This window comes from Amycolatopsis sp. cmx-11-51 (assembly GCF_047608665.1).
Classification (GTDB): Bacteria; Actinomycetota; Actinomycetes; order Mycobacteriales; family Pseudonocardiaceae; genus Amycolatopsis.
The window spans coordinates 23,076-47,912 of the sequence record NZ_JADNQO010000009.1; the positions used below are offsets into that span (position 1 = coordinate 23,076).

29 protein-coding genes are annotated in these 24,837 nt (G+C 68.9%); 5 read left to right on the forward strand and 24 right to left on the reverse strand.

Features of this window, described 5'->3' with window-relative positions; all coding sequences use genetic code 11:
• Positions 1-236 precede the first annotated feature (236 nt).
• The gene (locus ACM6LU_RS26520) at positions 237-620 is read left to right on the forward strand and encodes an ArsR/SmtB family transcription factor (RefSeq protein ID WP_414940696.1); all 384 of its coding nucleotides are present in this window, start codon (positions 237-239) and stop codon (positions 618-620) included.
• Between the two features lie 2 nt (positions 621-622).
• Entirely contained in the window at positions 623-1,036 is a 414-nt protein-coding gene (locus ACM6LU_RS26525; RefSeq protein WP_414940697.1) for a Fur family transcriptional regulator, read from the forward strand.
• Between the two features lie 249 nt (positions 1,037-1,285).
• On the opposite strand, the gene ACM6LU_RS26530 is transcribed toward ACM6LU_RS26525, so the two are convergent.
• Genes ACM6LU_RS26530 through ACM6LU_RS26565 form a run of 8 tightly spaced genes read right to left on the reverse strand, consistent with a single transcriptional unit; the run spans position 1,286 to position 6,896 of the window.
• On the reverse strand, positions 1,286-2,005 hold the full coding sequence (locus ACM6LU_RS26530; protein ID WP_414940483.1) for a TIGR03943 family putative permease subunit: 720 nt from the start codon (positions 2,003-2,005) through the stop codon (positions 1,286-1,288).
• Complete coding sequence (locus tag ACM6LU_RS26535; protein ID WP_414940484.1) at positions 2,002-3,018, reverse strand: permease; 1,017 nt, start codon at positions 3,016-3,018, stop codon at positions 2,002-2,004. The genes ACM6LU_RS26530 and ACM6LU_RS26535 overlap by 4 nt, the downstream gene beginning before the upstream one ends.
• Before the next feature lie 37 nt (positions 3,019-3,055).
• Complete coding sequence (locus tag ACM6LU_RS26540; RefSeq protein WP_414940485.1) at positions 3,056-3,478, reverse strand: hypothetical protein; 423 nt, start codon at positions 3,476-3,478, stop codon at positions 3,056-3,058.
• Entirely contained in the window at positions 3,475-4,296 is an 822-nt protein-coding gene (locus ACM6LU_RS26545; protein ID WP_414940486.1) for an isoprenyl transferase, read from the reverse strand. Before ACM6LU_RS26545 ends, ACM6LU_RS26540 begins: the two co-directional genes overlap by 4 nt.
• Before the next feature lie 39 nt (positions 4,297-4,335).
• Entirely contained in the window at positions 4,336-5,097 is a 762-nt protein-coding gene (gene recO / locus ACM6LU_RS26550; protein ID WP_414940487.1) for a DNA repair protein RecO, read from the reverse strand.
• A gap of 49 nt (positions 5,098-5,146) precedes the next feature.
• On the reverse strand, positions 5,147-5,575 hold the full coding sequence (locus ACM6LU_RS26555; protein WP_414940488.1) for a CD225/dispanin family protein: 429 nt from the start codon (positions 5,573-5,575) through the stop codon (positions 5,147-5,149).
• A gap of 28 nt (positions 5,576-5,603) precedes the next feature.
• Positions 5,604-6,077: a CD225/dispanin family protein gene (locus tag ACM6LU_RS26560; protein WP_414940489.1), complete on the reverse strand. Its 474-nt coding sequence runs from the start codon at positions 6,075-6,077 to the stop codon at positions 5,604-5,606.
• Positions 6,078-6,131: 54 nt separating this feature from the next.
• On the reverse strand, positions 6,132-6,896 hold the full coding sequence (locus ACM6LU_RS26565) for an RDD family protein (RefSeq protein WP_414940490.1): 765 nt from the start codon (positions 6,894-6,896) through the stop codon (positions 6,132-6,134).
• On the opposite strand from ACM6LU_RS26565, the gene ACM6LU_RS26570 reads away from it, so the two are divergent.
• Positions 6,888-7,193 (forward strand): hypothetical protein, encoded by a 306-nt coding sequence (locus ACM6LU_RS26570; RefSeq protein WP_414940491.1) that lies wholly within the window; start codon positions 6,888-6,890, stop codon positions 7,191-7,193. The genes ACM6LU_RS26565 and ACM6LU_RS26570 overlap by 9 nt on opposite strands.
• Before the next feature lie 229 nt (positions 7,194-7,422).
• On the opposite strand, the gene ACM6LU_RS26575 is transcribed toward ACM6LU_RS26570, so the two are convergent.
• From ACM6LU_RS26575 to ACM6LU_RS26635, 13 genes are all read right to left on the reverse strand, one after another.
• The gene (locus ACM6LU_RS26575; protein WP_414940492.1) at positions 7,423-7,875 is read right to left on the reverse strand and encodes a DUF2752 domain-containing protein; all 453 of its coding nucleotides are present in this window, start codon (positions 7,873-7,875) and stop codon (positions 7,423-7,425) included.
• Positions 7,872-8,222, reverse strand: coding sequence for a CD225/dispanin family protein (locus ACM6LU_RS26580; protein WP_276368437.1), 351 nt, complete (start codon positions 8,220-8,222; stop codon positions 7,872-7,874). The genes ACM6LU_RS26575 and ACM6LU_RS26580 overlap by 4 nt, the downstream gene beginning before the upstream one ends.
• Positions 8,223-8,247: 25 nt before the next feature.
• Entirely contained in the window at positions 8,248-8,583 is a 336-nt protein-coding gene (locus ACM6LU_RS26585) for a CD225/dispanin family protein (RefSeq protein WP_414940493.1), read from the reverse strand.
• Between the two features lie 168 nt (positions 8,584-8,751).
• A complete protein-coding gene (gene era / locus ACM6LU_RS26590; RefSeq protein WP_414940494.1) occupies positions 8,752-9,651 on the reverse strand; it encodes a GTPase Era in 900 nt (299 codons plus the stop codon).
• Positions 9,651-9,977 carry a cytidine deaminase gene (locus tag ACM6LU_RS26595; RefSeq protein ID WP_414940495.1) on the reverse strand — a complete coding sequence of 109 codons (327 nt, stop codon included), beginning with the start codon at positions 9,975-9,977 and terminating at the stop codon, positions 9,651-9,653. Before ACM6LU_RS26595 ends, era begins: the two co-directional genes overlap by 1 nt.
• Positions 9,970-11,322: a hemolysin family protein gene (locus tag ACM6LU_RS26600; RefSeq protein ID WP_414940496.1), complete on the reverse strand. Its 1,353-nt coding sequence runs from the start codon at positions 11,320-11,322 to the stop codon at positions 9,970-9,972. Before ACM6LU_RS26600 ends, ACM6LU_RS26595 begins: the two co-directional genes overlap by 8 nt.
• Before the next feature lie 2 nt (positions 11,323-11,324).
• Entirely contained in the window at positions 11,325-11,879 is a 555-nt protein-coding gene (gene ybeY, locus ACM6LU_RS26605; RefSeq protein WP_414940497.1) for an rRNA maturation RNase YbeY, read from the reverse strand.
• Entirely contained in the window at positions 11,876-12,976 is a 1,101-nt protein-coding gene (locus ACM6LU_RS26610; protein WP_414940498.1) for a PhoH family protein, read from the reverse strand. The genes ybeY and ACM6LU_RS26610 overlap by 4 nt, the downstream gene beginning before the upstream one ends.
• A gap of 114 nt (positions 12,977-13,090) precedes the next feature.
• Entirely contained in the window at positions 13,091-13,441 is a 351-nt protein-coding gene (locus ACM6LU_RS26615) for a histidine triad nucleotide-binding protein (protein ID WP_414940499.1), read from the reverse strand.
• Between the two features lie 627 nt (positions 13,442-14,068).
• Positions 14,069-14,821, reverse strand: coding sequence for a 16S rRNA (uracil(1498)-N(3))-methyltransferase (locus ACM6LU_RS26620; RefSeq protein WP_414940500.1), 753 nt, complete (start codon positions 14,819-14,821; stop codon positions 14,069-14,071).
• 3 nt (positions 14,822-14,824) lie between these two features.
• Positions 14,825-15,988, reverse strand: coding sequence for a molecular chaperone DnaJ (gene dnaJ / locus ACM6LU_RS26625; protein ID WP_414940501.1), 1,164 nt, complete (start codon positions 15,986-15,988; stop codon positions 14,825-14,827).
• Between the two features lie 42 nt (positions 15,989-16,030).
• The gene (gene hrcA / locus ACM6LU_RS26630; RefSeq protein ID WP_101606072.1) at positions 16,031-17,056 is read right to left on the reverse strand and encodes a heat-inducible transcriptional repressor HrcA; all 1,026 of its coding nucleotides are present in this window, start codon (positions 17,054-17,056) and stop codon (positions 16,031-16,033) included.
• A gap of 423 nt (positions 17,057-17,479) precedes the next feature.
• Positions 17,480-18,976, reverse strand: coding sequence for a CoA-acylating methylmalonate-semialdehyde dehydrogenase (locus ACM6LU_RS26635; protein WP_414940502.1), 1,497 nt, complete (start codon positions 18,974-18,976; stop codon positions 17,480-17,482).
• 139 nt (positions 18,977-19,115) lie between these two features.
• Between ACM6LU_RS26635 and ACM6LU_RS26640 the strand changes: the two genes are divergently transcribed.
• Positions 19,116-20,738: a PucR family transcriptional regulator gene (locus ACM6LU_RS26640; protein ID WP_414940503.1), complete on the forward strand. Its 1,623-nt coding sequence runs from the start codon at positions 19,116-19,118 to the stop codon at positions 20,736-20,738.
• 59 nt (positions 20,739-20,797) lie between these two features.
• Positions 20,798-21,163: an SSI family serine proteinase inhibitor gene (locus ACM6LU_RS26645; RefSeq protein WP_414940504.1), complete on the forward strand. Its 366-nt coding sequence runs from the start codon at positions 20,798-20,800 to the stop codon at positions 21,161-21,163.
• 110 nt (positions 21,164-21,273) lie between these two features.
• Here the strand turns inward: ACM6LU_RS26645 and ACM6LU_RS26650 are convergent, their stop codons facing one another.
• The 3 genes from ACM6LU_RS26650 to ACM6LU_RS26660 all read right to left on the reverse strand — a co-directional run bounded on the left by ACM6LU_RS26650 (position 21,274) and on the right by ACM6LU_RS26660 (position 24,671).
• The gene (locus ACM6LU_RS26650; protein WP_414940505.1) at positions 21,274-22,830 is read right to left on the reverse strand and encodes a DUF4153 domain-containing protein; all 1,557 of its coding nucleotides are present in this window, start codon (positions 22,828-22,830) and stop codon (positions 21,274-21,276) included.
• 93 nt (positions 22,831-22,923) lie between these two features.
• Positions 22,924-23,991, reverse strand: a complete 1,068-nt coding sequence (locus tag ACM6LU_RS26655; protein ID WP_414940506.1) for an ATP-binding protein — start codon at positions 23,989-23,991, stop codon at positions 22,924-22,926.
• Entirely contained in the window at positions 23,988-24,671 is a 684-nt protein-coding gene (locus ACM6LU_RS26660) for a response regulator transcription factor (RefSeq protein WP_414940698.1), read from the reverse strand. Before ACM6LU_RS26660 ends, ACM6LU_RS26655 begins: the two co-directional genes overlap by 4 nt.
• Positions 24,672-24,837 lie beyond the last annotated feature (166 nt).

The window sequence follows — 24,837 nt, forward strand, 5'->3', positions numbered from 1 at the left end:
AGCGCGGTCGTCAGCGTACGAGAAGCGACGAAACGCTCCGCGACAACCTTGCACCGTCAGCGACCACATGCGAAGTGGAATGGTCATTTCTTTGCGAAGTCACCCGAATGGATCAGTAACGATGCCGCCGGCCGGTCGCCCGGTCGGCGAACAGACCACCGGGGACGGGAACACTAGGATGGGCTGGACTGTTACTGGCAATGACTTCGGAAATCATGATGGACCTGGAGGCGGCGATGGCTACGGTGACCCCGGATTCGGCCGCCCCGGGCTTCACGGAGGAGCCCGGACCGCATTCGACGGCCCGTCCCCCCGCCGAACCCGCCGCATCGGCCTCGGCCGCCGTGCTCGCCGACGCCGGTGACCTGCTCAGGGCGCTCGCCGCGCCGGTGCGCATCGCCATCGTCCTGCAGTTGCGTAACGCGGACCGGTGCGTGCACGAACTGGTGGACACACTCGACGTCGCGCAGCCGTTGATCAGCCAGCACCTGCGGGTGCTGAAGACGGCGGGCGTCGTACAGGGTGAGCGACGCGGCCGTGAGGTGGTGTACCGGCTGGTCGACGATCACCTTGCGCATATCGTGGTGGACGCCGTAGCCCACGTTCAGGAGGGGAAGTGAGCATGAGTCCCACGATGGCCAACAGTTCCGCGCCGGTGCCGGGACGCCGGTCGACGAAACAGCGGGCCGCCGTGGTCGAGCTCCTCAAGGAGATCGACGACTTCCGTTCCGCCCAGGAACTGCACGACGAGCTGCGCAAACGCGGTGACGGCATCGGTCTCACCACGGTGTACCGGACGCTGCAGTCGCTCTCGGAGGCGGGCGAGATCGACGTCCTGCGCACCGACACCGGCGAGGCCATCTACCGGCGCTGCTCCTCGCACCACCACCATCACCTCGTGTGCCGTCTCTGCGGCAGCACCGTCGAGGTCGAGGGGCCGGCCGTCGAGCGCTGGGCCGAGAAGATCGCTTCGGAGCACGGCTTCTCCGACATCAGCCACACCGTGGAGATCGTCGGGACCTGCTCGAACCACTGACGTTCGCGGCCTCGCACCCAAGCGTGACCATCCGTGAAAGCCTCCTTGCCTACCCTCAAGGTCAGCGTCCAGGCAAAATCGAGTTCTTGCAGGTCAGGCGGTTATTCGTCCTTCATCGTCGCCCGAGCGGGGAAGATTCAAGACGTTCGACGTCCCAAATCCCCCTCGACCCTGCCTGGACACTGACCCTCAAGGTAAAGGAAGTAGGCCTTCCCTGCTTCGCGGGCCAGAGGCGCCGGACATCCGGGCTCAGTATTCGTAAGGGTCCTTCGGCGCCGGCACCTGCCGCACCGAAGCAAGCGTCAAGTCCGGCATATAGCTGTTCTCCCGCACCGCGGTGCCCGGCACGACCGTCCCGGTCACCTCCAACCAGGTGTCGTCACCGAAGCCCGACACGCCCTCGCCCACCAACCGCACGGTGATCGGGAAGGCGTCGGCGGCGCAGCAGCCGATGACCATCCTGGCCAGCATCGTGTTGCCCTCGTTGTGCACGACGAACCCGGACAGCCGCACCGTGCGCCCGTTCAGCGTCCCGCTCTTGTCCCAGCCCGCGCGGCTGACGAAGTCGTTGACCTCCAGCGGCACCACGTCCCCGGCCGGCAGGGGCGGGAAGGCGGCCGCGTTGCTCGCCGAGGCGCTTTGCGGCGCTCTGGCCTCGGTCCGGGTCACCGAGTCGGCGCCCAGCGCGGGCGGCGCGACCAGGAAGACGGCCAGCACCGGCACCATCAGCAGCCAGGCCGAACGCGTGTTGTGGTCGTGCCCGTGGACCTCCACAGAGGTGGCGGCCCGCGCGGCCAGCAGGTCGCGGACGATCGCGACCGCGCCCAGTGCGACCATCACCGCGCCGCCCGCGATGATCCACGGCTGCTGCGCGGGTTTGACGTAGCGCAGGTAGTCGCCGTTGACGGTGATCTTGAGCAGCGCCCCGCCGAGCAGGATCAGCAGGATGTTCTGGGTCTCGCGTTTCACGCGCCACCTCCAAGGATAAGCACGCCCGAGACGACGGCGCACGACAGCGCGACGACGAACGTCACCGGCGCGAACCGCAACGCGAAGGACTTGCCGAAGGTGCCGGTCTGCAGGGCGAACAGCTTGACGTCGATGGCCGGGCCGACCACGAGGAACACCAGTTTCGGCAGCAGCGGCACCGCGGTCAGCGACGCGGCGACGAAGGCGTCGGCCTCGCTGCACAGGGCCAGCACGACGGCGAGCACGGCCATCACCAGCACCCCGAGCACGATCTGCTCCCCCAGCACACCGAACCACTTGGCGGGCACCAGCACGTTCATCGCGGCGGCGATCATCGCGCCGAGCACGAGGAACCCGCCCGCCTCGACCAGATCCGCCCGCGCGGTCTCGGCGAACGTCTTCCAGCGCGAACCGTGCTGAACCTCCGGAAGACGCCGTAGCGCCCGCTCCGCGATCCAGTCGAGCTTGCCCCACTTCGCCCACAGCCAGCCCATCACCATCGCCGTGGCGAGCGAACCGGCGAACCGGGCGAACACCATCTCCGGGTTACCGGGGAACGCCACCGCCGTGGCGACCAGCACCACCGGGTTCACCGCGGGCGCGGCCAGCAGGAACGTCAGCGCGGCCGCGGGCGCGACACCCTGGCCGATCAGCCGGCGCGCCACCGGCACCGACGCGCATTCGCAGCCCGGCAGGGCGACCCCGGCCAGCCCGGCGACACCGACGGCCGCACCGGCTCGGCGAGGGAGCACCTTCTTCAGCACCCGCGCCGGGACGAACGCCGCGATCGCGCCGCTGATCAGCACCCCGAGCACCAGGAACGGCAGGGCCTGCACGCAGACGGCGACGAACACCGTCGAGCCGGTCCGCAGCGCTGGCACGTCGAATACCTGCTGGAGCCAGCTCTGCCCGAGGATCGCGATCAGCAGGATCGCGCAGAGCACCTCGATCGAGGTGATCTTGAACCGCCGGGCCGGCTTCTTCTCCGGGGCGCTCCTGGAAATGGTTTCCATGCGCGAGATGATGCCAGGTGACCCTGTGTGGAGAAGGTCAGTCCCCCGGGGCCGTGCCCAGCAGATCGGTGCGCAGCTGCGAAGCGGTCGACACGACCAGCATGAGCAGCGTCCCGAGCGGCGAAGCGTCCATGCCCTCGGCCGGGAACGCGTACCTCAGCGTGATGTCGATGCCCTTCTCCGAGCGCACCACGCCGAGCGTCCCGAACAGGCCCTGCCCGGCGCGTTCCGCCGCCGAAACCGCGATCGCCGGGTCGTCCGGCAGATCCCAGGCGACGACACAGGTCAGGCTCAGCACAGTCAACCCTTCGGCCAGCCGGGTCGCCTGGATGACACAGGGGACGTCGGCGTGGGAGAAGGTCAGCGCGCCGTCATCGTCGACGTGGACTTCGAGATAGCGCTCGAGGGCTTCCCGTGCCGACGTCAGCAACGCCGCCGTGTCCGCTGCTTCGGTGGTCATGCGGTCCCTTCGGAAGCCTTGTCGATGGCCCCGCCGAAGCGGCGGTCCCGTTTCGCGAACTCGAGGCACGCCCGCCACAGGTGGGTGCGGTCGAAGTCCGGGAAGAGCGTGTCCTGGTAGACCATCTCGGCGTAGGCCGACTGCCAGAGCAGGAAGTTCGACGTCCGCTGCTCCCCCGACGGCCGCAGGAACAGGTCCACGTCCGGCATGTCGGGCTGGTACAGGTACTTCCCGATCGTCTTCTCGGTGACCTTGTCCGGATTCAGCTTCCCGTCGGCCACGTCCTGCGCGATCCGGCGCATCGCGTCGCCCAGTTCGGCACGGCCGCCGTAGTTGACGCACATGGTCATGTTCAGCGCCGTGTTGTTCTTGGTCTTCTCCTCGGCGACCTGCAGTTCCTTGATGACGCTCGCCCACAGCTTGGGACGGCGGCCCGCCCAGCGGATGCGGACGCCGATCGAGCCGAGGTAGTCGACCTGGCGGCGAATGGTGTCGCGGTTGAAGCCCATCAGGAAGCGGACCTCTTCCGGGCTCCGCTTCCAGTTCTCGGTGGAGAACGCGTACACCGACAACCATTTCACGCCCAGTTCCACGGCACCGCTGGCGACGTCGATCATCACCGCTTCACCGCGTCTGTGGCCCTCGATCCGGGGCAGTCCCCGCTGGTTGGCCCAGCGGCCGTTGCCGTCCATCACCAGCGCCACATGCTTCGGGAGCAACTCCCGGGGGATCTCCGGAGGCCGGGCACCGGACGGGTGCGGCTCCGGCGCGCGAAGTTCGATTTGTGACGCCTTGTTCTCGCGTCCCCTGCGCAGCACCTTCGAGCCTCCTGATCGAGTGAACCTGTGCCTGCGACCCTACTGCGCCGGAGTGACGCCCTCCCGCGCACGCCTCTCCACCAGCGGCAGCGACCGTAACTGGCGCTCCAGATGCCACTGGAGATGCGCCGCGACCAGGCCGGACGCGTCCCGCCGCGGCACCGGTTGCGACGCTTCGGCCACCGGCCACTCCCCGTGCAGGAGCGCCGCGAGCAAGGTCAGCACCTCCTGGGAGGGGTGGACACAGCCAGGAACCCGGCAATCCGGGCACATCGAGCCGCCTGCCGACACGCTGAACGCCTTGTGCGGTCCCGGCAGGCCACACCGGGCGCATTCGGTGATCGCGGGCGCCCACCCCGCGTAGGCCATGGCCCGCAGGAAGAAGGCGTCGAGGACGAGGGAGCTGTCACGTTCGCCGCCCGCCAGCGCGCGCAGGGCCCCGACGACGAGCATGTAGAGCTTGAGCACCGGCTCGCCCTCTTCGGCCGACAACCGGTCCGCCGTCTCGGCGATGGCGCTCGCGGCGGTGTAGCGCTGGTAGTCGGCCACCAGCGGCAGCGCGAAGGCGTCGACCGTCTCGACCTGGGTGATCACGTCGAGGGACCGGCCGGTGTAGAACTGGACGTCGACGTGCCCGAACGGCTCCAAGCGCGCCCCGAAGCGCGACGACGTCCGACGCACGCCTTTCGCGACCGCGCGGACCTTGCCGTGCCGTCGCGTGAGCAGGGTGATGATCCGGTCGGCCTCACCCAGTTTGTGCGTCCGCAACACCACTCCGGTGTCGCGATAGAGGTTCACCACCCCGACATCGTCCCACCCGGGGCCGACATCGGGGTGGTGTGCCCCGGAATCAGCAGTAGCGGCCGTAGCAGCTCGGCACGGACGCGGCCGCGATGATCGAAACGATGAAGATGACGATGCCGACGACGCAGCCGAGCCCGCCGATGATCGACGCGATCATGCACATGGTCTTCGTCGACCTCGACGCGTCCGCGGCGGCGGCGTAGTTGCCCTGCATCTTGTAGGTGTTGACCTCATTGGACTTCATGATCGCGAAGATCGCGATGATCCAGCAGAGGAAGATGCAGCCGATCGCCCAGCCCTTGTAATCCTTGATGGCGTTGATGTCACCACCGGGCATACCGCCCGGAGCACCATAAGGAGCGGGCTGGCCGTACGGGGCCGGCTGACCGTAGGGAGTGGGCATGCCACCGGACGGGGGCCCGTAGCCAGGCTGCTGCTGTCCGTAGGGTTGCTGCTGGCCGTAAGGGTTGGTCATGTGAAGTGTTCCTCGGTTGTGTTCAGGTTCAGAACGACGCAGCGACCACGATGATCCACAGCAGGGAGAACAGGCAGCCGACACCGCCGATGATCGACGCGATCATGCACATGGTCTTCGTCGACTTCGACGCGTCCATGGCGGCGGCGTAGTTGCCCTGCATCTTGTAGGTGTTGACCTCATTGGACTTCATGATCGCGAAGATCGCGATGATCCAGCAGAGGAAGATGCAGCCGATCGCCCAGCCTTTGTAGTCGGGGATCGAGTTGATGTCGCCGCCGCCGCCGGGCATGCCACCCGGAGCGCCATAAGGCGCGGGCTGGCCGTACGGCGAAGGCTGACCGTAGGGCGCCGGCTGGCCGTACGGCATCGGGTTCGCCCCCGAGGGCTGGCCGTACGGCGCGGGCGTGGCGCCGGACGGGGGTCCGTATCCGGGCTGAGGCTGCTGGCCATAGGGCTGCTGCTGGCCGTAGCCGGGCTGCTGGCCGTACGGGTTCGTCATCGGGTTCCCCACTTTTGTCGTGCTTCCCGGCGGGTGGATCCCGCCGGTCGTTCCTTACTGCTGCGGTGTTCCGGGCCCGTTCGGCCCGTCCGCGCCGGGCAGCTGCTGCCTCAGCTGTTCCGGCGTGATCTTCTGCGTCGGCTCGGCCTCGTCGAACCCGGACGGCGCCTGCTGAGGCTGCGGACCAGGGCGGAGAACCTGCGTCGGCTCGGCTTCGCCGAAGGCCGGTTCAGTCTGGGACTCCGGGGACGGCGCCGCGGTTCCCGTCGGCTGCTGCCCGAACGGCTGCGACGGCTGAGGTTGCTGAGCCTGCTGAGTCTGCTGACCGAACGGCGAGGGCTGCGCGGGGAACCCCGGGGGCTGGCCGAACGGAGCAGGCGCGGGCGCGGCGGCGTCCACCGGGACGACGACGGTGCTGAGGATCTTGTCGGCGAACGTCTGCTTCTTGTCGTCCCACAGCGGCCAGAGGTAGCCGAGCCCGCAGACCCAGCCGTCGAGGTTGTGGCACAGGTCCCGGACGAAGGACATCAACGGGCCGATGGGCTGTCCGTCGGCCTCGCGGACGAGCTTGATCTTCAGGACCTTCTTACCGAGGGACTGACCGGTGGTCCCCATCCGGATCCACCGGTTGTAGATGGTCCAGCCGAGTCCCGCGAGGTAGCCGAGACCGGCGATGATCATGCCGACGGTGTAGGACCCCGTCGCGGAGATGATGGAGCCGAGGATCGGGAGCACGGCGATCGGCCCGAAGTCGATGAGGGTCGCGCCCGCGCGCAGGCCCCAGTGGGCGTAATCCTGCCTCGGTCCGAATTGGGACACCTGGCCGAACGGCGCCTGCTGGCCCGGCTGCTGCTGTCCGAACGGCGACGACTGCGGTTGCTGACCGAACGGCGACTGTTGGTGTGGCTGCGCGCCGAACGGCTGGCCCGGCTGCTGCTGTTGCCGGCCGATCGGGGAAGGCTGGGCCTGTGGCTGGCCGAACGGCGAGGACCGCTGCTCACCGGGCGCTTGCTGGCCGAAGGGCGAGGGTTGGTCACCCTGGGGAGGCTGCTGACCGAAGGGCGAAGGCTGATCTCCCGACGACGGCTGTCCGAACGGCTGCTGCGGCTGCGGTGACTGCTGCTGCCCATCCCCCGGCGGGGGCCCGAACCCGGGCGGCGGCTGCTGTCCCGGCGGCTGCTGGCCGTAGGGAGTGGTCATCGAAATCCCCTCGCTGGTTCCTCGCCCCTGCCGCACGGGCCTCGTGCGGCGACCCGGGCTGAATGTACGGCATGGGTACACGCCGAGCAGCCGGTGCGCGGGAGCGTACTCGGTGCCACCGACGATCCGGGGCTCGGCCCGGCACTCAGACGTACAGCGAGGTGAACGGGGCGAAAGGCAGGTTACGGATGACGAACCAGACGACGAACACGACCCCGAACGCGAGCGGCGTCCAGCGCCAGTGCAGCCAGCTGTTCACCGCCCGGCCACGGAACCTGCCGACCGCCCAGGCGGCGGTGCTCCAGACGAGCAGCAGAACGACCACGAAGGACACCGCGTTGTAGTGCAGCGCGGCGGGGATGTCGCCGTGCAGCGCGCTGTAGACCATGCGCATGCCACCGCAACCCGGGCAGGCGATGCCCAGCAGTGACTTGGTTGGGCAGACCGGAAGCGGCCCACCAGGGGTGGTGGGATCGCCCAGCCAAAGGACGACGCAGCCGAGCCCGGCGCCGGCGGCGATGGCCAGGGGTGGCCCCAGCGCGCGGGCCCGTGCTTTGAACCCGCGCGCCGGGGATCCCGTGTAGACGGACGTTGTCACGGCGTGAAGCTTCCCGCCGAAGCGCCGATGATGACCATCACCACGATGAAGATGATGTACAGCAGGAAGAGAACGCCGGTGGCGATCGCGCCCCACATGGACCACTTCTTCGCGTCGTCGGCGGCCTTCTGGGCTTCCGCGTGGAAACCCTGTGACCACAACGTCTGCACCTGGCTCGACTTCACGATCGCCACGATACCCAGCGGCAAGCAGCACAACACGGTGCAGAGAATGGCCCACACCAGGTTGTTGTCCGGCGGCGGGCCGTAGTTCGGCATGCCACCGTAATACGGCTGCTGCGGCGGAGGCCCGCCAGGAGGCGGGTAGTTCGGGTACTGGTCGGTCATGAAATCTCCCCCTCTATCGCCCTGATCAGCGGTAGCTGTTCATATCGGTCGAGAAGACGCCGAGGGCGACCACCAGGACGAAGTAGAGGATGCCGACCACGACGCCGACGATCGCGGCGATGATGGCCCACTTCTTGGCTGCGTCGGCCGCTTCCTTCGCGGCCGCGGGCTGCCCCTGCGCCCAGAGCGTGTTCACCTGGGTCGCTTTGATGATCGAGACGATACCGAAGGGCAGGCAGCACAGGATCGTGGTGAGGATCCCCCACACCAGGTTGTTGTTGGGCGGCGGGCCGGGGTTGTGCGCACCGCTACCGCCCTGAGGGTCGCCGGAGTAGTTGGGCAGGCCCTGGTTGTCGGTCATTTACCGCTTTCCCTTCACGAATGAAATGTGCAGATCGACCCGCGCGCGCCGCTGCCCGATCAGCGATCAACGGAGTCGAGGAATGAGACTCTAAGGTCACCCGTCCGGTTCCACATCATCAACCGGTGTCCGCGACCGAATTGAGACATTCCGTTCAGGTAGAAGCAGTCAGAAGCCCAGCCGTCGCAACTGGCGGGGGTCGCGCTGCCACTCTTTGGCGACCTTGATGTGCAGGTCGAGGTAGACCTTCGTACCGAGGAGCCCCTCGATCTGCTGCCGGGCGCGGGCGCCGACGTCCTTGAGGCGCTCACCCTTGTGCCCGAGGATGATGCCCTTCTGGCTCGGCCGTTCCACATAGAGGAACGCGTGCACGTCGATCATGTCGTCCCTGCCTTCGTGCGGCAGCATTTCCTCGACGGTGACGGCGATCGAGTGCGGGAGTTCGTCCCGGACACCCTCCAGCGCGGCCTCGCGGATCAGCTCGGCGACCAGGGTCTGCTCGGGCTCGTCGGTGAGTTCCCCGCCCGGGTACAGCTGCGGGCCTTCGGGAAGGTGGCGCACCAGCAAATCCGCGATCGCGCCGACCTGGAAACCGTCCACAGCGGACACCGGGATGAGCTCGGCGAATTCCATGACCTCCTGCAGGGCGAGCAGTTGCTCGGCGACCTGTTCGGGTTTCACGAGATCCGTCTTGGTGACAACACCGATCACCGGGGTCCGCTGCGCGATCTTCTTGAGCTCGGCGGCGATGTACCGGTCACCGGGACCGATCTTCTCGTTGGCGGGCACACAAAGCCCGACGACGTCCACTTCGGACCATGTCGAGTGGACGATGTCGTTGAGCCGCTCGCCGAGCAGTGTCCTCGGCCGGTGCAGTCCCGGCGTGTCGATGATCACCAGCTGGGCGTCGTCGCGGTGGACGATGCCGCGGATGGCGTGCCGGGTGGTCTGCGGTTTGCTGGAGGTGATCGCCACCTTGCTGCCGACGAGCGCGTTGGTCAGCGTGGATTTACCCGCGTTCGGCCGTCCGACGAAACAGGCGAAACCAGAGCGATGCGGTTCGGCCATCAGTTCAGCACCTTGCCGCTGGGATCGGCGAGGTAAATGGGCGCCTTTACGGCGATGTCGCGTACCGCGTGCACGGACGCCTCCTTGAGCAGGCCTTCGGCGGTGACCACGACGGCGGCCTCGATTCCTTCGGCTCCGCTCGAAACGGCGGCGGCGACGGCGGCCTGCAACGCGGTGAGCTTGAACGACGGCTGGTCGACCGTGCTCGCGACGTAGGTGCGGCCGTCGGTGTCGCGGAGCGCGGCGCCTTCCTCGGCCTGGGTGCGGGCTCGCGCGGACCTGGCCAGTGTCACCAGCTTCTCGTCCTCGGCGTCCAGCTCAGGCATGTTCGACACTCCTGTCACTTTCATCGGGCTGCGGGACCCGGGTACGACGCCTGCCCTGTGCCGCGTCGTTCACCGCGTCCGCGTCGGCGGGGTGGACGACCACCGAGGTGATCCGCATCCGCCCGCGCCGGTCCTTACCGCCTTCGGCGAACAGCCGAAGTCCGGCGACCTCGGCTTCGGCCCCCGGCAGCGGGACCCTACCCAGTCGCTCCGCGAGCAGCCCGCCCACGGTCTCCACATCGTGGTCTTCGAGGTCGATCCCGAACAGCTCGCCCAGGTCGTCGATCGAAAGCCGGGACGAGACACGGACCGCGCCGTTTTCGAGTTCCTCGACCTCGGGGCGTTCGTCGGTGTCGGATTCGTCGGTGATCTCACCGACGATCTCCTCGAGGACGTCCTCGATGGTGAGCAGGCCCGCGGTGCCGCCGTACTCGTCGACGGCGATCGCCATGTGGTTGTGCGAGACCTGCATCTCCTTGAGCAGTTCGTCGAGCCGCTTCGAGTCCGGCACGAAGCTCGCCGGGTTCATCAGCTCCTCGACGCGCCGCTGCGGGCCGCCCTCGGCCATGTACGCGGGCATGAGGTCCTTGATGTTGACCACGCCCGCGACGTCGTCGACGGATTCGCCGATCACCGGCAGCCGGGTGAACCCGGTGCGCAGGGCCAGCGCGAGCGCCTGGCGCACGGTCTTCTCGTGCTCGATCCAGACGATCTCCGTGCGCGGCACCATGACCTCGCGCGCGACGGTGTCGCCGAGTTCGAACACCGAGTGGATCATCTCGCGTTCGGATTCCTCGACGACGCCGCGTTCCTGGGCGAGGTCGACCAGTTCGCGCAGTTCGACTTCGGAGGTGAATGGGCCTTCGCGGAAGCCGCGGCCGGGGGTGATGGCGTTACCGAGGACGATCAGCAGCCTGCTGAGCGGGCCGAGGACCGAACCGAGGATGCGGACCGGGCCCGCGACGACCAGGCCGATCCGGTACGGGTGCTGACGGCCGAGGGTGCGCGGGCCGACCCCGATGAGCACGTAACTCACCACGACCATCACGCCGGCGGCGGCGACGATGGCGAGCCACAGCGGCCGGATCCAGCCGAGGATGTCGACGGTGACCAGTACGGTGGCGGTCAGCTCACAGGTCATCCGCAGCAGCAGGATCAGGTTGATGTGTCGGCGGCGTTCGGCGATGACCAGCGCGAGCTGACGCGCGCCGGGGCGGCCGAGCCGGACGAGGCCGTCGGCACGGGCCTTGGAGACCGTGCTGACCGCCGCGTCGGCGGCCGCGAACACCCCGGCGAGCAGGATCAGCGCGATGGCGATGACCAGCAGTGCCGTGGGACTTGCCATGTCTAGGCGGGGGGTTCGTCGGCGGGCACGGCGTCGAGGCCGGCGGTGCCGAGGAGCCTGTCGTCCGCGGTGCGCTGCGCGTCGCGGCGGCTCATCGCGGTCACGGCCGCCTGGAACTCGCCGAGGATCCGCTTCTGCAGACCGAACATCTCGCGTTCCTCGGCGGGTTCGGCGTGGTCGTAGCCGAGCAGGTGCAGCACCCCGTGCGTGGTGAGCAGGTGCAGTTCGTCGATCAGCGCGTGCCCGGCCGTCTTGGCCTGGTCCTTCGCGAACGCCGGGCAGAGCACGATATCGCCGAGCAGCGCGGGTGAGGCGTCGGGCGCGTCGGGACGGCGCGACGAGTCGAGCTCGTCCATCGGGAAGGCCATGACGTCGGTGGGACCGGGCAGGTCCATCCACCGTTCGTGCAGGTCCTCCATCACCTCGAGGGTGACGAGCAGGATGGACAGCTCGGCGAGCGGGCTGACCTCCATCTTGTCGAGCGCGAAACGGGCGGCCGACACGATCGAGGTCTCGTCGACGTTCACACCCGATTCATTGGCGATCTCGATGCTCATGAACGGCGTTGCCCTTTCCAGCCACTGCCCTGGCCCCGACTGCCCTGGTCCTGGCTGTCCTGCACCGCCTGCCACTTCTCGTACGCGTCGACGATGTCGCCGACGAGCTTGTGCCGCACCACGTCCTGGCTGGTGAGCTGGGCGAAGTGCAGGTCTTCGACGCCTTCGAGGATGTCCCGGACCACCCGCAGGCCGCTCTTCTGGCCGTTGGGGAGGTCGACCTGGGTGACGTCGCCGGTGACGACGATCTTGGCGCCGAACCCGAGCCGGGTGAGGAACATCTTCATCTGTTCCGGCGTGGTGTTCTGCGCCTCGTCGAGGATGATGAAGGCGTCGTTGAGGGTGCGGCCGCGCATGTACGCGAGCGGCGCGATCTCGATGGTGCCCGCCTGCATCAGCCGGGGGATCGACTCGGGTTCGACCATGTCGTGCAGCGCGTCGTAGAGCGGGCGCAGGTACGGGTCGATCTTCTCGTTGAGCGTGCCCGGCAGGTAGCCGAGCCGCTCGCCCGCTTCGACCGCGGGCCGGGTCAGCACGATGCGGCTGACCTGCTTCGCCTGCAGTGCCTGGACGGCCTTGGCCATGGCGAGGTACGTCTTCCCGGTACCGGCGGGGCCGATGCCGAACACGATGGTGTGCTTGTCGATGGCGTCGACGTAGCGCTTCTGGTTGAGCGTCTTGGGCCGGATCGTCTTGCCACGCCGGGAGATGATGTTCATGCTCAGCACTTCGGCCGGTGACTCGTGGTCACCGGTGGAGAGCATGCCGACGGTACGGCGGACGGTGGCCGGGTCGACCTGCTGGCCGCGGCCGGCGAGCGTCACGAGTTCGGCGAAGACACGCTCGGCGAAGGCGACGTCGGCGGGGGCGCCGGTCAGGGTGACCTCGTTACCGCGGACGTGGACGTCGGCGGCGAGGAGCTCTTCGGCGACGCGGAGGTTTTCGTCCCTCGAGCCGAGCAGGCTGAGCGCGGCGGCGTCGGGGATGGGGAAACGGGACTGGGCCGCTTCGGTGACGGCGGCCTCGTCGGCCTTCGTCGCGGTGACGTCCGTGGGAACGTCGGGTCGGGCGGCTTCACCCGGTACGGTTCCGGCCACGTGGCCTCGGGCCTACTTCCTGCGCTTACGCTGCGATTTTCAACGACAGTGACAAGGTCGATGCTACTGGTTGCGGGCGTCGGCACGCAGTCCGGTTTCCGCCGGCCGCGCGCTTCAGCGTCCGAAATGCCCCAGCTGCTCGCCACCGAGCACGTGCGCGTGCACGTGGAAGACGGTCTGCCCGGCGTCACCGTCGGTGTTGAACACCACCCGATAGCCGGATTCGGCGATCCCCTCGAGTTCCGCCACCTTCTTGGCGGCCAAGGCGATGTCGGCGAGCACCTGCGGGTCGGCGGCGGCCAGTTCGGCCACGTTCCGGTACCGCTTCTTCGGCACCACGAGCACGTGGACCCGCGCCTGCGGCGCTATGTCCCGGAACGCGTACGTCGTCGCGTCCTCGTACACCTTGTCGGACGGGATCTCCCCCGCGATGATCCGCTCGAACAACGTCTCCGCGTCACTCATTGCCTCACCCTATCCCCCACCCCACCCTCCGCCCCGCTGGCCGTAAGCAGCGTTTCGGGTCCGTCGGGCCCTGAGTAACGACACCCAGCCCCCACGACCGCAACCAGAGGACTACTTGCGAAAGCCTCGCCCCTCACCAGCCCACGCCGGCGCGCCAGCGCCGACGTAGGGCGCCCCCACACCCACCAGGCGAGGGCCGCCAGGCCCTACGCCGCTCGCCACACACCCACCAGGCGAGGGCCGCCAGGCCCTACGCCGATACCGAAGACCACCGCCGCCCTACGCTCCGCTTCGGGGCTGCCAACCGCCGCTTCACGCACCGTGGGGGGTCCGGGGGGCTCGGCCCCCCGGGCAGGCACGCGGAACCGCGCTGCGGCGCGAAATTTGGGGCGTAGCTTGCGAAGCCCCCAAATGAAGACGCCGCGGCGCGGTGGAGCCTGGGGGTCGCTCCACCGTCGCCGCGGCTCCGCCGGACCGAGGGGGGAGGTGCCCGGCGGGGATTCACGCGCGCGACTGGGTTTCATCCCCAGTGGCGCGCCGAAACCGTGTGTTGCGCGTCAGTTAACGAGAGTAACGGCTGTTTGCGTGATCGCGCCATAACTCGCCGCAAATTAGTGGGGTGTTTTTTCACTTCCAGCGGGCGGTGAGAACTCCTAGTGCGCCGAGGGCGACGGCGGCGGCGGTGGAGGTGCGTAACACGGTGGGGCCCAACCGGATGGCGGTCGCGCCGGCGTCGGTGAGGGTGGTGAGTTCTTTGTCGGTGATGCCGCCTTCGGGGCCGACGATGAGGAGGATGTCGCCTTGTGGCGGGAGTTCGATCTCGGTGAGCTTCGCGGTCATGCCGGATTCGAGGACCAGTGCGCGGGAAACGGTCTGGGCGAGTTCGGCGAGTTCGCGGGTGGTGGCGGGCTCGGCGACTTCGGGGACGTGGGCGCGGCGGGCTTGTTTGGCGGCGGCGCGGGCGGTGGTGCGCCAGCGGGTGAGGGCTTTGTCGCCGCGGGTTCCTTCTTCCCAGCGGGCGACGCTGCGGGCGGCGCGCCAGGGGACGATCGCGTCGGCGCCTGCTTCGGTGGCGAGTTCGACGGCGAGTTCGCCGCGGTCGCCTTTGGCGAGTGCTTGGGCGACGATGACGCGCAGTGCGGGTGGTTCCTCGGTCCAGTGTTCTTCGATGACGAGGGTGAGTGCCGCGTCTCGGCCGGCTTGGACGGCTTCGACGACACAGCGCGCCATGGCGCCTTCGCCGTCGGAAAGCACGAGACGTTCGCCGACGCGCAGCCGCCGGACGGTGGCGGCGTGCCGGGCTTCCTCGCCGTCGAGCGTGGTGCGCCCGGAGCCGGGCAGCGCGGCGGTGAGGAAGACCGGCAGTGTCGTCTCGGGCACGGGTTACCGGTGGTTCTTGGTGCGCAGCTTGGAGAACAGCCCGCCGGGTTTGGAGCCGTTCGAGGAGAGCGAAGGCACGTCTTCGCCGCGCTGCTGGGCCAGTTCGACGAGGAGGTCGCGCTGGGCGTCGTCGAGTTTGGTGGGCACGACGACGTCGATGTGGACGTGCAGGTCACCTCGGCCGTCGACGCGGCCGGAGGACCGCAGTCGCGGCATGCCCTTGGCGGTGAGCACGAGTTCGGTGGCGGGCTGGGTGCCCGGCTCGATGTCGAGTTCGTAGTCGCCGTCGATGAGTGTCTCGATGGGCACCGTGGCGCCGAGGGCGGCGGTGGTCATCGGGATGCGGAAGTTGCAGTGCAGGTCGTTGCCCTGCCGGACGAACACCTCGTGCGGTGTCTCGTCGATCTCGACGTACAGGTCGCCTGCCGGGCCGCCGCCGGGGCCGACCTCGCCCTGGCCGGAGAGCCGGATGCGCATGCCGTCGCCGACGCCCGGCGGGATCTTGGCGGTGACGTTGCGGCGGGCGCGGACGCGGCCGTCGCCGCCGCACTGGCGGCAGGGGTCGGTGATGACTTCGCCGAAGCCGCGGCAGACCGGGCAGGGGCGGGCGGTGACGACCTGGCCGAGGAACGACCGCTGCACGGACTGGACCTCACCGGCGCCGCCACAGGTGTCGCAGGTCTGGGTGCCGGTGCCTTCGGTCGAACCGGCGCCGCGGCACAGGTCGCAGACGATGGCGGTGTCGACGGTGATCTCGCGGTCGACACCGGTGGCGCAGTCCTCGAGGGTCAGGCCGAGGCGGATGAGCGCGTCGGAACCCGGCTGCACGCGGCTGCGCGGGCCACGGCCACGGCCGCCGCCCCCGGAGGCGCCGAAGAAGGCGTCCATGATGTCGCCTAGACCGCCGAAGCCGGAGAACGGGTCGCCGCCTCCTCCGCCCCGTGCCCCGCCGTCCATCGGGTCACCGCCGAGGTCGACGACCTTGCGCTTCTGCGGGTCCGACAGCACCTCGTACGCGGTGGTCACCTCGCCGAAGCGGTGCTGGGCGTCCTCCGACGGGTTGACGTCGGGGTGCAGTTCACGGGCCAGTTTGCGGTAAGCGCGTTTGATTTCCTGATCCGTCGCGTTCTTCGCAACCCCGAGAATGCCGTAATAGTCCCTCGCCACCGTCTTCGCCTTCTCCTTCTGACTTCGACCTCAACGCCGCGTTCAGCGGCCGGAGAGGATCTGCCCCACGTAGTTCGCCACCGCGCGCACCGCGGCGATGGTGTTCGGGTAGTCCATCCTGGTCGGCCCGACGACGCCCATTCCGCCCAGCAGCAGGTCGTCCATGCCGTACCCGATGGACACCACCGAGGTGCTGCGCATCTGCTCGTCCTCATTTTCCTCACCGATGCGCACGGTGATCGCACCGGGGTTGCGGGCGGCCGCGAGCAGCTTGAGCACGATGACCTGCTCCTCGAGTGCCTCCAGCACCTGCCGCAGTGATCCGGGGAAGTCCGAAACGTTGCGGGTGAGGTTCGCCGTGCCGCCGAGCACCAGCCGTTCTTCGGGGTGCTCGACCAGCGATTCCACCAGTACGGTGCAGACGCGGGTGAGGTTGTCGCGCAGCTCGCCCGGCGACTTTTCGGGCAGTTCGGCGACCGCCGCCGCGGCCTCGGAAAGGCGACGGCCCGCCAGTGCCCCGTTCAGCACCGTGCGCAGCCTGCCGACGTTCTCCTCGGTGATGACGTCCCCGAGGTCGACCGTGCGCTGGTCGACGCGGCCGGAGTCGGTGATCAGCACCAGCATCAGCCGGGCCGGGGTGAGCGGCACCACTTCCAGGTGACGGACGGCGGAGTTGGTCATCATCGGGTACTGGATGACCGCGACCTGCCTGGTCAGCTGGGCGAGCAGCCGGACGGAGCGGCGCAGGACGTCGTCGACGTCGGTGCCGCTGTCGAGGAAGGCCGTGATGGCCCGGCGTTCGGCCGTGCTGAGCGGTTTGACCTCGGCGATGCGGTCGACGAACAGCCGGTACCCCTTGTCGGTGGGGATGCGGCCCGCGCTCGTGTGGGGTTGTGTGATGTAGCCCTCTTCTTCCAGCGCCGCCATGTCGTTGCGCACGGTGGCGCTGGACACACCGAGGTTGTGCCGGTCGACGATCGCCTTGGACCCGACGGGCTCCTGGTTCGACACGTAGTCGGCGACGATCGCGCGCAGCACTTCGAAGCGGCGCTCTTCCGCGTTGGCCACCCGCACCTCCCTCGGCTCGTCCTCACAACGAGTTTACGGAAGGCATAGTGCCCGGGGAGCCACAGGACGCCTTCCCGCATGGATCGCGGGAAAAGCGCCTGGTCCTTCTCGGCTCACGGCGGCGAGTCGTCGCTGTGAGGCTGACGATGAAAAATGGGACGTTGAGTCCCGATTCCTACATCGTCGCGGAGGTCGCACCGGTTGCGGAGCTTGATCAACAGAGGTTGGGGGAAGTGCCCCCGGCACACGCCCGAGCGGGGAGGATTTCGGACGTTCAACGTCCCAGATCTTCCCCACTCGGACCTGGCAGGCACTAGCGATATCAAGTCCGGATCACCAGAACGGAGGCCTTCACGACACCACGGCTCGACTCACCCGCTGTAGGCACCGAAACGCTGTTGGCCGGCAAGGGTGCCGAAGGCGTCAGCTGTTGCGCGGGAACCCGAGGTTCACCCCGCCTTGCGAAGGATCCGGCCACCGCGAAGTGACGACCTTCGTCCGCGTGAAGAAGTGGAACCCCTCCGGCCCGTAGGCGTGGCTGTCCCCGAACAGCGAGTCCTTCCACCCACCGAACGAGTAGTAGCCGACCGGCACCGGGATCGGCACGTTCACGCCGACCATCCCGACCTCGACCTCGTTCTGGAACCGCCGCGCGGCCCGTCCGTCGTTGGTGAAGATCGCGGTGCCGTTGCCGTAGGGGTTGGCGTTGATCAAGTCCAGCGCCGCGTCGTATCCCTCTGCCCGCGCGACCGTGAGCACCGGCCCGAAGATCTCGTCGGTGTAGACCGACATCTCCGGGGTGACGTGGTCGAACAGTGTCGGGCCGAGCCAGAACCCGCCGTCCTCGCCGTCGACCTCGATGCCACGGCCGTCGACGACGAGCCGGGCACCCGCCTCGACGCCCGCCGCCACATAGGACTCGACGCGTTCGTGGTGCGCGGCCGTGACGAGCGGCCCCATTTCCGACGTGGGACGCATGCCGTCACCGACGCGCAGGCGCGTGATGCGCTCGGCGACCTTCGCGACCAGTTCGTCGCCGACCGGGTCGATCGCGACCACGACCGACACCGCCATACACCGCTCCCCCGCCGAGCCGAAGCCCGCGGAGACGGCCGCGTCGGCGGCGAGGTCGAGGTCGGCGTCCGGGAGGACGACCATGTGGTTCTTCGCGCCACCGAGGGCCTGCACGCGTTTCCCGTGCCTGGTCCCGGTTTCGTAGACGTACTTCGCGATCGGCGTCGACCCCACGAACGAGATCGCCTTGACGTCGCGGTGTTCCAGCAGTCCGTCGACGGCGGCCTTGTCACCGTGCAGCACGTTGAGGACGCCGTCGGGCAGGCCCGCCTCCGCGAACAGTTCCGCGATGAACACGGCCGCGGACGGGTCCTTCTCGCTCGGTTTGAGCACGACGGTGTTGCCGCAGGCGAGCGCGTTGGGCACGAACCACAGCGGGACCATGGCCGGGAAGTTGAACGGCGAAATCACCCCGACCACGCCCAGCGGCTGCGAAATCGAGTAGACGTCGACGCCGGTGGAGGCGTTCTCGCTGAAGCCACCCTTGAGCATTTGCGCCGCGCCGCAAGCGTATTCGACGTTCTCGATGGCGCGCGCGACTTCGCCCGCCGCGTCGGATTCGACCTTGCCGTGCTCGCTCGTCACGATCTTCGCCAGCTCGTGACGCCGCGCCGAAAGCAGCTCACGGAAGGCGAACAGCACGCGCGTCCGGCCTGCCAGCGAGGTCCCGCGCCAGCCCGGCAGCGCCCGTGACGCGGCCGCGACGGCGGCGTCGACGTCGCCCTGCGCCGCGAACGGCACCTTCGCCCGTACCTGACCGGTGGCCGGATCGAACACGTCACCGGATCGTTCGCTCACGCCTTCGAACGGTTTGCCGTCTATCCAGTGGTTGATGTGGTCGGTCACGGGTGCCCTCCTGGCGTGGGTGTCTGCTCCCGGTCGAGTCTGGGTGCGCGCGCCACACTGACACCATCGGCAACGTGTACGGACTCCCGGTCCCGGCCGTACAGTCTGTCTCCTGTCGTTCCGACCAGGTGGGAGGCCGATGTACCCGACCGTCGCCGAAGTGCTCGCGCTGCCGGTGCTGCGTCAGGGCAGGCCTCATGTGGTGGCGGGGGCGGCGGGGCTGGACGCGCCGGTCCGCTGGGCGCACGTCGCCGAAGTCGCGGACATCGCACCCTTGCTGCGGGGCGGGGAACTTGTGCTCACCACCGGGGTCGCGCTGCCCGACGACGGTGCCGCGCTCGCCCGGTACATCGCCGATCTGGCCGGTGTCGGAGTGGCCGGGGTCGTCGTCGAACTGGTCCGGCATTGGAGTGACCAGCTGCCGTCCGCACTGGTCGAGGCCGCGGACCAGCACGGTGTCCCACTGGTCACCCTCTCGCGGGAGACGCGCTTCGTGTCGGTCACCGAAGCGGTGAACGGGCTGATCGTCGACGCCCAGGTCGACGAACTACGGGCGGCGGAGCGGGTCCACGAGACGTTCACCGCGCTGACGATCGCGGGCGCCGAGCCGGGCGACATCCTGCGCGAGGTCGCGAGGCTCACCGAACATCCTGTCGTGCTGGAGACGCTGTCGCACGAGGTCCTCGCCTACGACACGGCGGGGGCCGACCCCGGCGAGTTGCTGCCCGGCTGGCCGTCGCGGTCGCGGCCGGTGCAGGTGGGCGAGCGGACCGGCTTCCACGCCGGCGCGGGCTGGCTGGTCACCGTGGTCGGCGCGCGGGGGCACGACTGGGGACGGCTGATCGTCGTGTGCGGGGATCCACCGTCGCGGCGGCACGTCGTGGTCGCCGAACGCGCCGCGTCCGCGCTCGCGGTCCACCGGCTCGTCGCGAAGGACACCGACAGCCTCGAACGCCAGGCGCACCGCGCGATCCTGACCGAACTCCTGGCGAACCCGGTGCCACCCGCCGAACTGACCGCGCGGGCCTCCGCGCTGGGCGTCCCGCTGACCGGGCGGCTGCTGGTCGGGGTCGCCGTACGGCCCAGGATCACCGCGACCACCAGTACCACGCAGTCGACTCCGGTGCTGCTGAGGGAACTCGCCGAAGCGACCGCGCTCGCCGCCCGGCGTGCCAAGGTGTCCGCGCTGGTGGCCACCGACGACACACTGGTACGCGCGCTGATCGCGCTCTCGCCGGAGGCGGGGGTCGACGCGGTCCTGCGGCGGCTGGCCACCGACGTCCACGAGGCTCGCTCCAGCGCACCCGCCGTGGTCGCGGTGGGGACCACGGGCACCGGACCCGCCGAGGCACGCCGGACACTCGTCGAAGCCGCCCAGGTCGCCGCCGCGGCACTCACCGCAAACGCCGAGCGGGTGCTCCACCGGCTCGACGACGTCCGCTTGCGCGGGCTGCTGCACCTGCTGGCGGGCGACGAACGGATCACCGCGTTCGCCGCTCGGGAACTCGGCCCGCTGCTGAGCCGCGACGCCGCACAGGGCAGCAGACTCATTCAGGCGTTGAGGCATTACTGCGAGCACGGGGGCAACAAATCGGCGGCCGCGGCGGCCGCGCACACCTCCCGCACCGCCTACTACCAGCAGCTCGCCCGGATCGAGCAGGTGCTCGGGGTGCGCCTGGAAGAGCCGGAATCGATGCTCTCCCTCTACGTCGCCTTGCTCGCCCACGACATTCGAGAAAGCGACGACCACACGACCGGGTGAGCAAATCTCACCCAAGCGTGGAACACAGTGACTGGGCCCCGTCTGCCGATAGAGATGGTATGGCTTTCTTCGAACCGATCGGCGCCTGCTTCCTCGCGCTCACCTGCCTGGCACCCGCGCAGCCCGCCGAATCCATGTTCCAGCTGACCAGCCACCACTCGAATGGCCGGATCGGCGTCGTTTCCCTCACCTGCCAGCCCACCGGCGGTTCACACCCCGACCGCGGTGACGCCTGCGCCAGCCTGTCCAAAGTGGACGGGAAGTTCGACAAGCTACGCGGGGAACCGCGCGCCTGCACTTTGGAGTACGCCCCGGTGGACGTCTCCGCGGTCGGCAAGTGGCGCGGCGAGCCGGTCACCTTCCGCACCTCCTACGCGAACCGCTGCGTCGCCGACGCCGATTCCGACGGCGTCTTCAGCTTCTGACCGGTGAGGAACAGCTGATCGCCAGGCCACCCCCTCGGTGGCCCGGCGATCGACCACCGCCTTGATCGCCCTCACCCCCAAGAGGGCGATCAAGGCCGTGGTGCCACGGCTCAGCGACGGGCCGGATAAGCGCATTCAGCCCTGCCCACCGTGGCAACGGGGGTCTGACGCGCGAGGGACCGGCTCAGGTTCCATTCGCGCCAATCATCTTCCGAGTTACCCGTCACGACCGGTCCGAGCACACAGGACCGCAAGGGTTCCGGCAGCCGTTCCGCCGCGGGGACGACGTCGGTGGAAAACCCTGACAGGTAGCGGGTGTCAAGCGTCTTGCCGGGTACGATCCGGTCGATGTTGCGATCGGCGATGAAGCGTTCCGGGTCCAGCACCGCCAGCCCCAGCAGGGCGGCGACGGCGGCGCCGATGGCCGCCCGCGGCAGCCACGCCGAACGCAACGGGACCAGGGATACCAGTACCAGCATGAAGATCACGCCGATCCAGAGTTCGCAGACCTCGACCAGCAGCCTCAGCACGGTGAACCCGTACGCCTGCTGATATGTCCACATGCGACTCAACGCCGACGCGACCAGCACCAGGCTGAGCACGCTCAGCACACCGAGCAGCCCACGCTGCCACCCCCGATCGGCCACCGAGGATTTCGGCGCCCACCGCAGCGCCGCGGCGACCAGCAGCAGGGTCAGCACGGTGATGGCGGACAGCTGCCAGAACCCGCTCCTGGCGTATTCGGCCGCCGTCAGGCCACTCGTCCGCAGAACGTATTCGGTGCCTCCGAACAACACGACCAGCCGGACCACGACGAAGCTCGCGAACAGCAGCACCAGCACGCTCAGCGGCAGGGTCCATTCGAGCCGGTGCCCCAGTCGTTTGCGCGGCGCGTCGTCCTCGGCGGGCAACGGCGGCGCCGCCAGCAGGTAGCAGGCCCCGGCGACGGCGAACGCGGCAACGACGAACAGGAAACCCCAGCGCACGAAGGTTCCCGGGCTCAGCTCGGGGATCACCGTGTCGACGACGCTCGCGAACACGGCGTCCGCGCCGCGCAGCAGCGGGACGAACACCAGCAGCAGTCCGGCGCTCGCCAGCACCGGTACCAGGAACCTCGGCCTCGTGCGGCTTTCCGGCTTCTTACCGAGCTTCGCGAGTCCGCGCCCGATCCACGGGATCGACAGCAGCGCTTCGATCGGGACCGCGAAGACGTCGTAGATGATCGTGTTCACGGTGCGCTTCCCCACCACCGCGAGAGATCCCGCGACGCAGGCGGCCATCACGCACAGCACGTTCAGCCACACCGACGCCCGGAACGCGCCGACCGCGAGCAGCCCCAGCGCGGCCGCCGCCCACACCGCGTTGGCCAGGCGGAAGTGTGGTTCGGCGTCGCCACGAGACCGCTTGTCGGCGAAGTAAACGGCCACCGCGAAGGCCAGACCGGCCACGAACCACCCGGCTCCGGGATCGTCCGGCAGCGCGACGGCGGCGATCAACCCGGCCGCCACCGCCGCGGGCACGACCGAGCCGGGCAGCGGGACGATCGCCGACTTCGGCGGTACCGAGGGCCGCATCAGCACCGGCGCCGTCGGCGCGGACGGCAGGGTGGCCGTCGCCGCCGGCGGCGGCGACGCGTGCGCTTGCCGGTCGTCTTGTTCTTCGCTCATCGAACCTCCATTTGCAAAAGCAAATTTAGCTGACCAAAAAAGCTGAAGGGGCCTTTCCCCTCGTCTCACGCGGCGAAGGGCGCTTTCCCTGCATCACATGCGGGGAAAGTCCCCTTCAGCTCCGCCACGGCTAGGAACCGGGATTACGACGCGGATGACGCAGCCCGGCCGCTGTTCGGGGCTGACGACGGCGATGCTGCCGTCGTGGAGATCGACGACCCACCGCGCGATCGCGAGGCCGAGCCCGGTTCCCCCGCCGCCCGCGCGCTCGCCGCGGGTGAACCGTTCGAAGACGCTGTCACGCTCCCCCGGCGGGATTCCGGGGCCTTCGTCCTCGACCTCGATGACGACGTCGGCCTCGCGGGCCTCCGCCCGCACGCGGACCTCTCCGCCGGCCGGTCCGTGCCGGACGGCGTTGTCGAGCAGGTTCACCACGACCTGGTAAAGCCGGCCGCGGTCGGCGACGGCCATCGCGCCGGGTGGCTGGACGTCGACCGCGAACCGCACGCCGCGGCCGGTCGCGGTGACCCCCGCTTCGGCGGCGACCTCCTCCAGGAGCAGTTCGAGATCGAACTCCTCCAGCTGCAACGGGAACGCCCCCGCGTCGATCCGTGAAAGATCGAGGAGTTCCGAGACGAGCCTGCCGAGCCGTTCGGTCTGCTGCAGCGCGGTCTTCAGCGTCGCCGGATCGGGTTCGGCGACCCCGTCGACCAGGTTCTCCAGCACGCCGTTCAACGCGGTGATCGGCGTGCGAAGTTCGTGCGAGACGTTCGCGATCAGTTCGCGGCGGCGCTGGTCCGAGGCGTCGAGATCGGCGGCCATCTGATTGAAGGCGTGCGCCAGTTCGCCGACCTCGTCGCGGGCGGTCGCCCGGACCCGCCGCGTGTAGTCGCCCTTGGCCATCGACCTGGCGGCGGCGGTCATCTCGCGCAGCGGCCGGGTCATGCCGTGCGCCAGTATCTGCGAGGTGACCACGGCGAGCACCATCGCGGCCATCGTGGTCTTGGGCGGCAGCCAGCCGATCTGCCAGTTGAAGAAGGCGAACGCGATCCCGCCGGAGGACACCAGCAGGATCGCGAGCTTGAGCTTGATGGAACGGACCGGGTCGAGCGGTCGCGGGAGCGCGTCGACGATCCGGCCGAGCAGCGGGCGGAGCTTCACGATCCCACCTCCAGGGCGTATCCGACGCCGTGCACGGTGCGGATGAGGTCCGCGCCCAGTTTGCGGCGCAGCGCCTTGATGTGACTGTCGACCGCGCGTGTGCCCGACCCCGTGCCCGCGACGTCCCAGTCCCAGACCTCGCTGAGCAGCCGTTCCCTCGGCTGCACCGCCCTCGGCCGCTTCGCGAAATGGACGAGGAGATCGAACTCGATCGGTGTCAGCTGGGCAGGCGTGCCCGCCCGCGTCACCCGCCGCTGTTCGACGTCGATTTCGAGGTCGCCGAGCACGATCTTCGTGTCCGCTTCGCCCACGTCGGCGCGGGCGGACCGGTCGACGCGGCGCAGCAGCGCGTGCACCCTGGCCGAGAGCACCCGCATGGAGAACGGCTTGGTGAGGTAGTCGTCCGCGCCGACACCGAGGCCGATCAGCATGTCCGTCTCGTCCGACCGGGCGGTCAGCATCAGCACCGGGACCGGACGGCGGGCCTGGATCCGGCGGCAGACCTCGAGCCCGTCGAACCCCGGCAGCATCACGTCGAGCACCACCAGGTCCGGCTCCCGCACGGTGTCCACCTCGACACCGGACGGGCCGTCGTGCGCCAGATCGACCGAGAATCCCTCGGCCCGCAGGCGCGCGGCGATGCTTTCGGCGATGGTCACGTCGTCCTCGACGACCAGCACCCGACGTCCTCCCAGTTCCATGGGGATGACTGTAAGCAGCGACCGTGGAGACCGTTCGGGTGAGCTGTGGAGATCCTGTGGAGATGTTTCGGCCCGTTTGCCTGATTGCTACGTCCGTGTGTGTGACGCAGGTCATGCACCAGGGGGACGGGAACGCAATCGACAG

Bases quoted from the DNA above. Each gene is read 5' to 3' on its own strand.
- ACM6LU_RS26520 (WP_414940696.1), top strand. From the start codon at position 237: ATGGCTACGGTGACCCCGGATTCGGCCGCCCCGGGCTTCACGGAGGAG.
- ACM6LU_RS26525 (WP_414940697.1), top strand. From the start codon at position 623: ATGAGTCCCACGATGGCCAACAGTTCCGCGCCGGTGCCGGGACGCCGG.
- ACM6LU_RS26535 (WP_414940484.1), bottom strand. From the start codon at position 3,018: ATGGAAACCATTTCCAGGAGCGCCCCGGAGAAGAAGCCGGCCCGGCGG.
- ACM6LU_RS26540 (WP_414940485.1), bottom strand. From the start codon at position 3,478: ATGACCACCGAAGCAGCGGACACGGCGGCGTTGCTGACGTCGGCACGG.
- ACM6LU_RS26555 (WP_414940488.1), bottom strand. From the start codon at position 5,575: ATGACCAACCCTTACGGCCAGCAGCAACCCTACGGACAGCAGCAGCCT.
- ACM6LU_RS26560 (WP_414940489.1), bottom strand. From the start codon at position 6,077: ATGACGAACCCGTACGGCCAGCAGCCCGGCTACGGCCAGCAGCAGCCC.
- ACM6LU_RS26580 (WP_276368437.1), bottom strand. From the start codon at position 8,222: ATGACCGACCAGTACCCGAACTACCCGCCTCCTGGCGGGCCTCCGCCG.
- ACM6LU_RS26585 (WP_414940493.1), bottom strand. From the start codon at position 8,583: ATGACCGACAACCAGGGCCTGCCCAACTACTCCGGCGACCCTCAGGGC.
- era (WP_414940494.1), bottom strand. From the start codon at position 9,651: ATGGCCGAACCGCATCGCTCTGGTTTCGCCTGTTTCGTCGGACGGCCG.
- ACM6LU_RS26595 (WP_414940495.1), bottom strand. From the start codon at position 9,977: ATGCCTGAGCTGGACGCCGAGGACGAGAAGCTGGTGACACTGGCCAGG.
- ACM6LU_RS26600 (WP_414940496.1), bottom strand. From the start codon at position 11,322: ATGGCAAGTCCCACGGCACTGCTGGTCATCGCCATCGCGCTGATCCTG.
- ybeY (WP_414940497.1), bottom strand. From the start codon at position 11,879: ATGAGCATCGAGATCGCCAATGAATCGGGTGTGAACGTCGACGAGACC.
- ACM6LU_RS26615 (WP_414940499.1), bottom strand. From the start codon at position 13,441: ATGAGTGACGCGGAGACGTTGTTCGAGCGGATCATCGCGGGGGAGATC.
- ACM6LU_RS26640 (WP_414940503.1), top strand. From the start codon at position 19,116: ATGTACCCGACCGTCGCCGAAGTGCTCGCGCTGCCGGTGCTGCGTCAG.
- ACM6LU_RS26645 (WP_414940504.1), top strand. From the start codon at position 20,798: ATGGCTTTCTTCGAACCGATCGGCGCCTGCTTCCTCGCGCTCACCTGC.
- ACM6LU_RS26650 (WP_414940505.1), bottom strand. From the start codon at position 22,830: ATGAGCGAAGAACAAGACGACCGGCAAGCGCACGCGTCGCCGCCGCCG.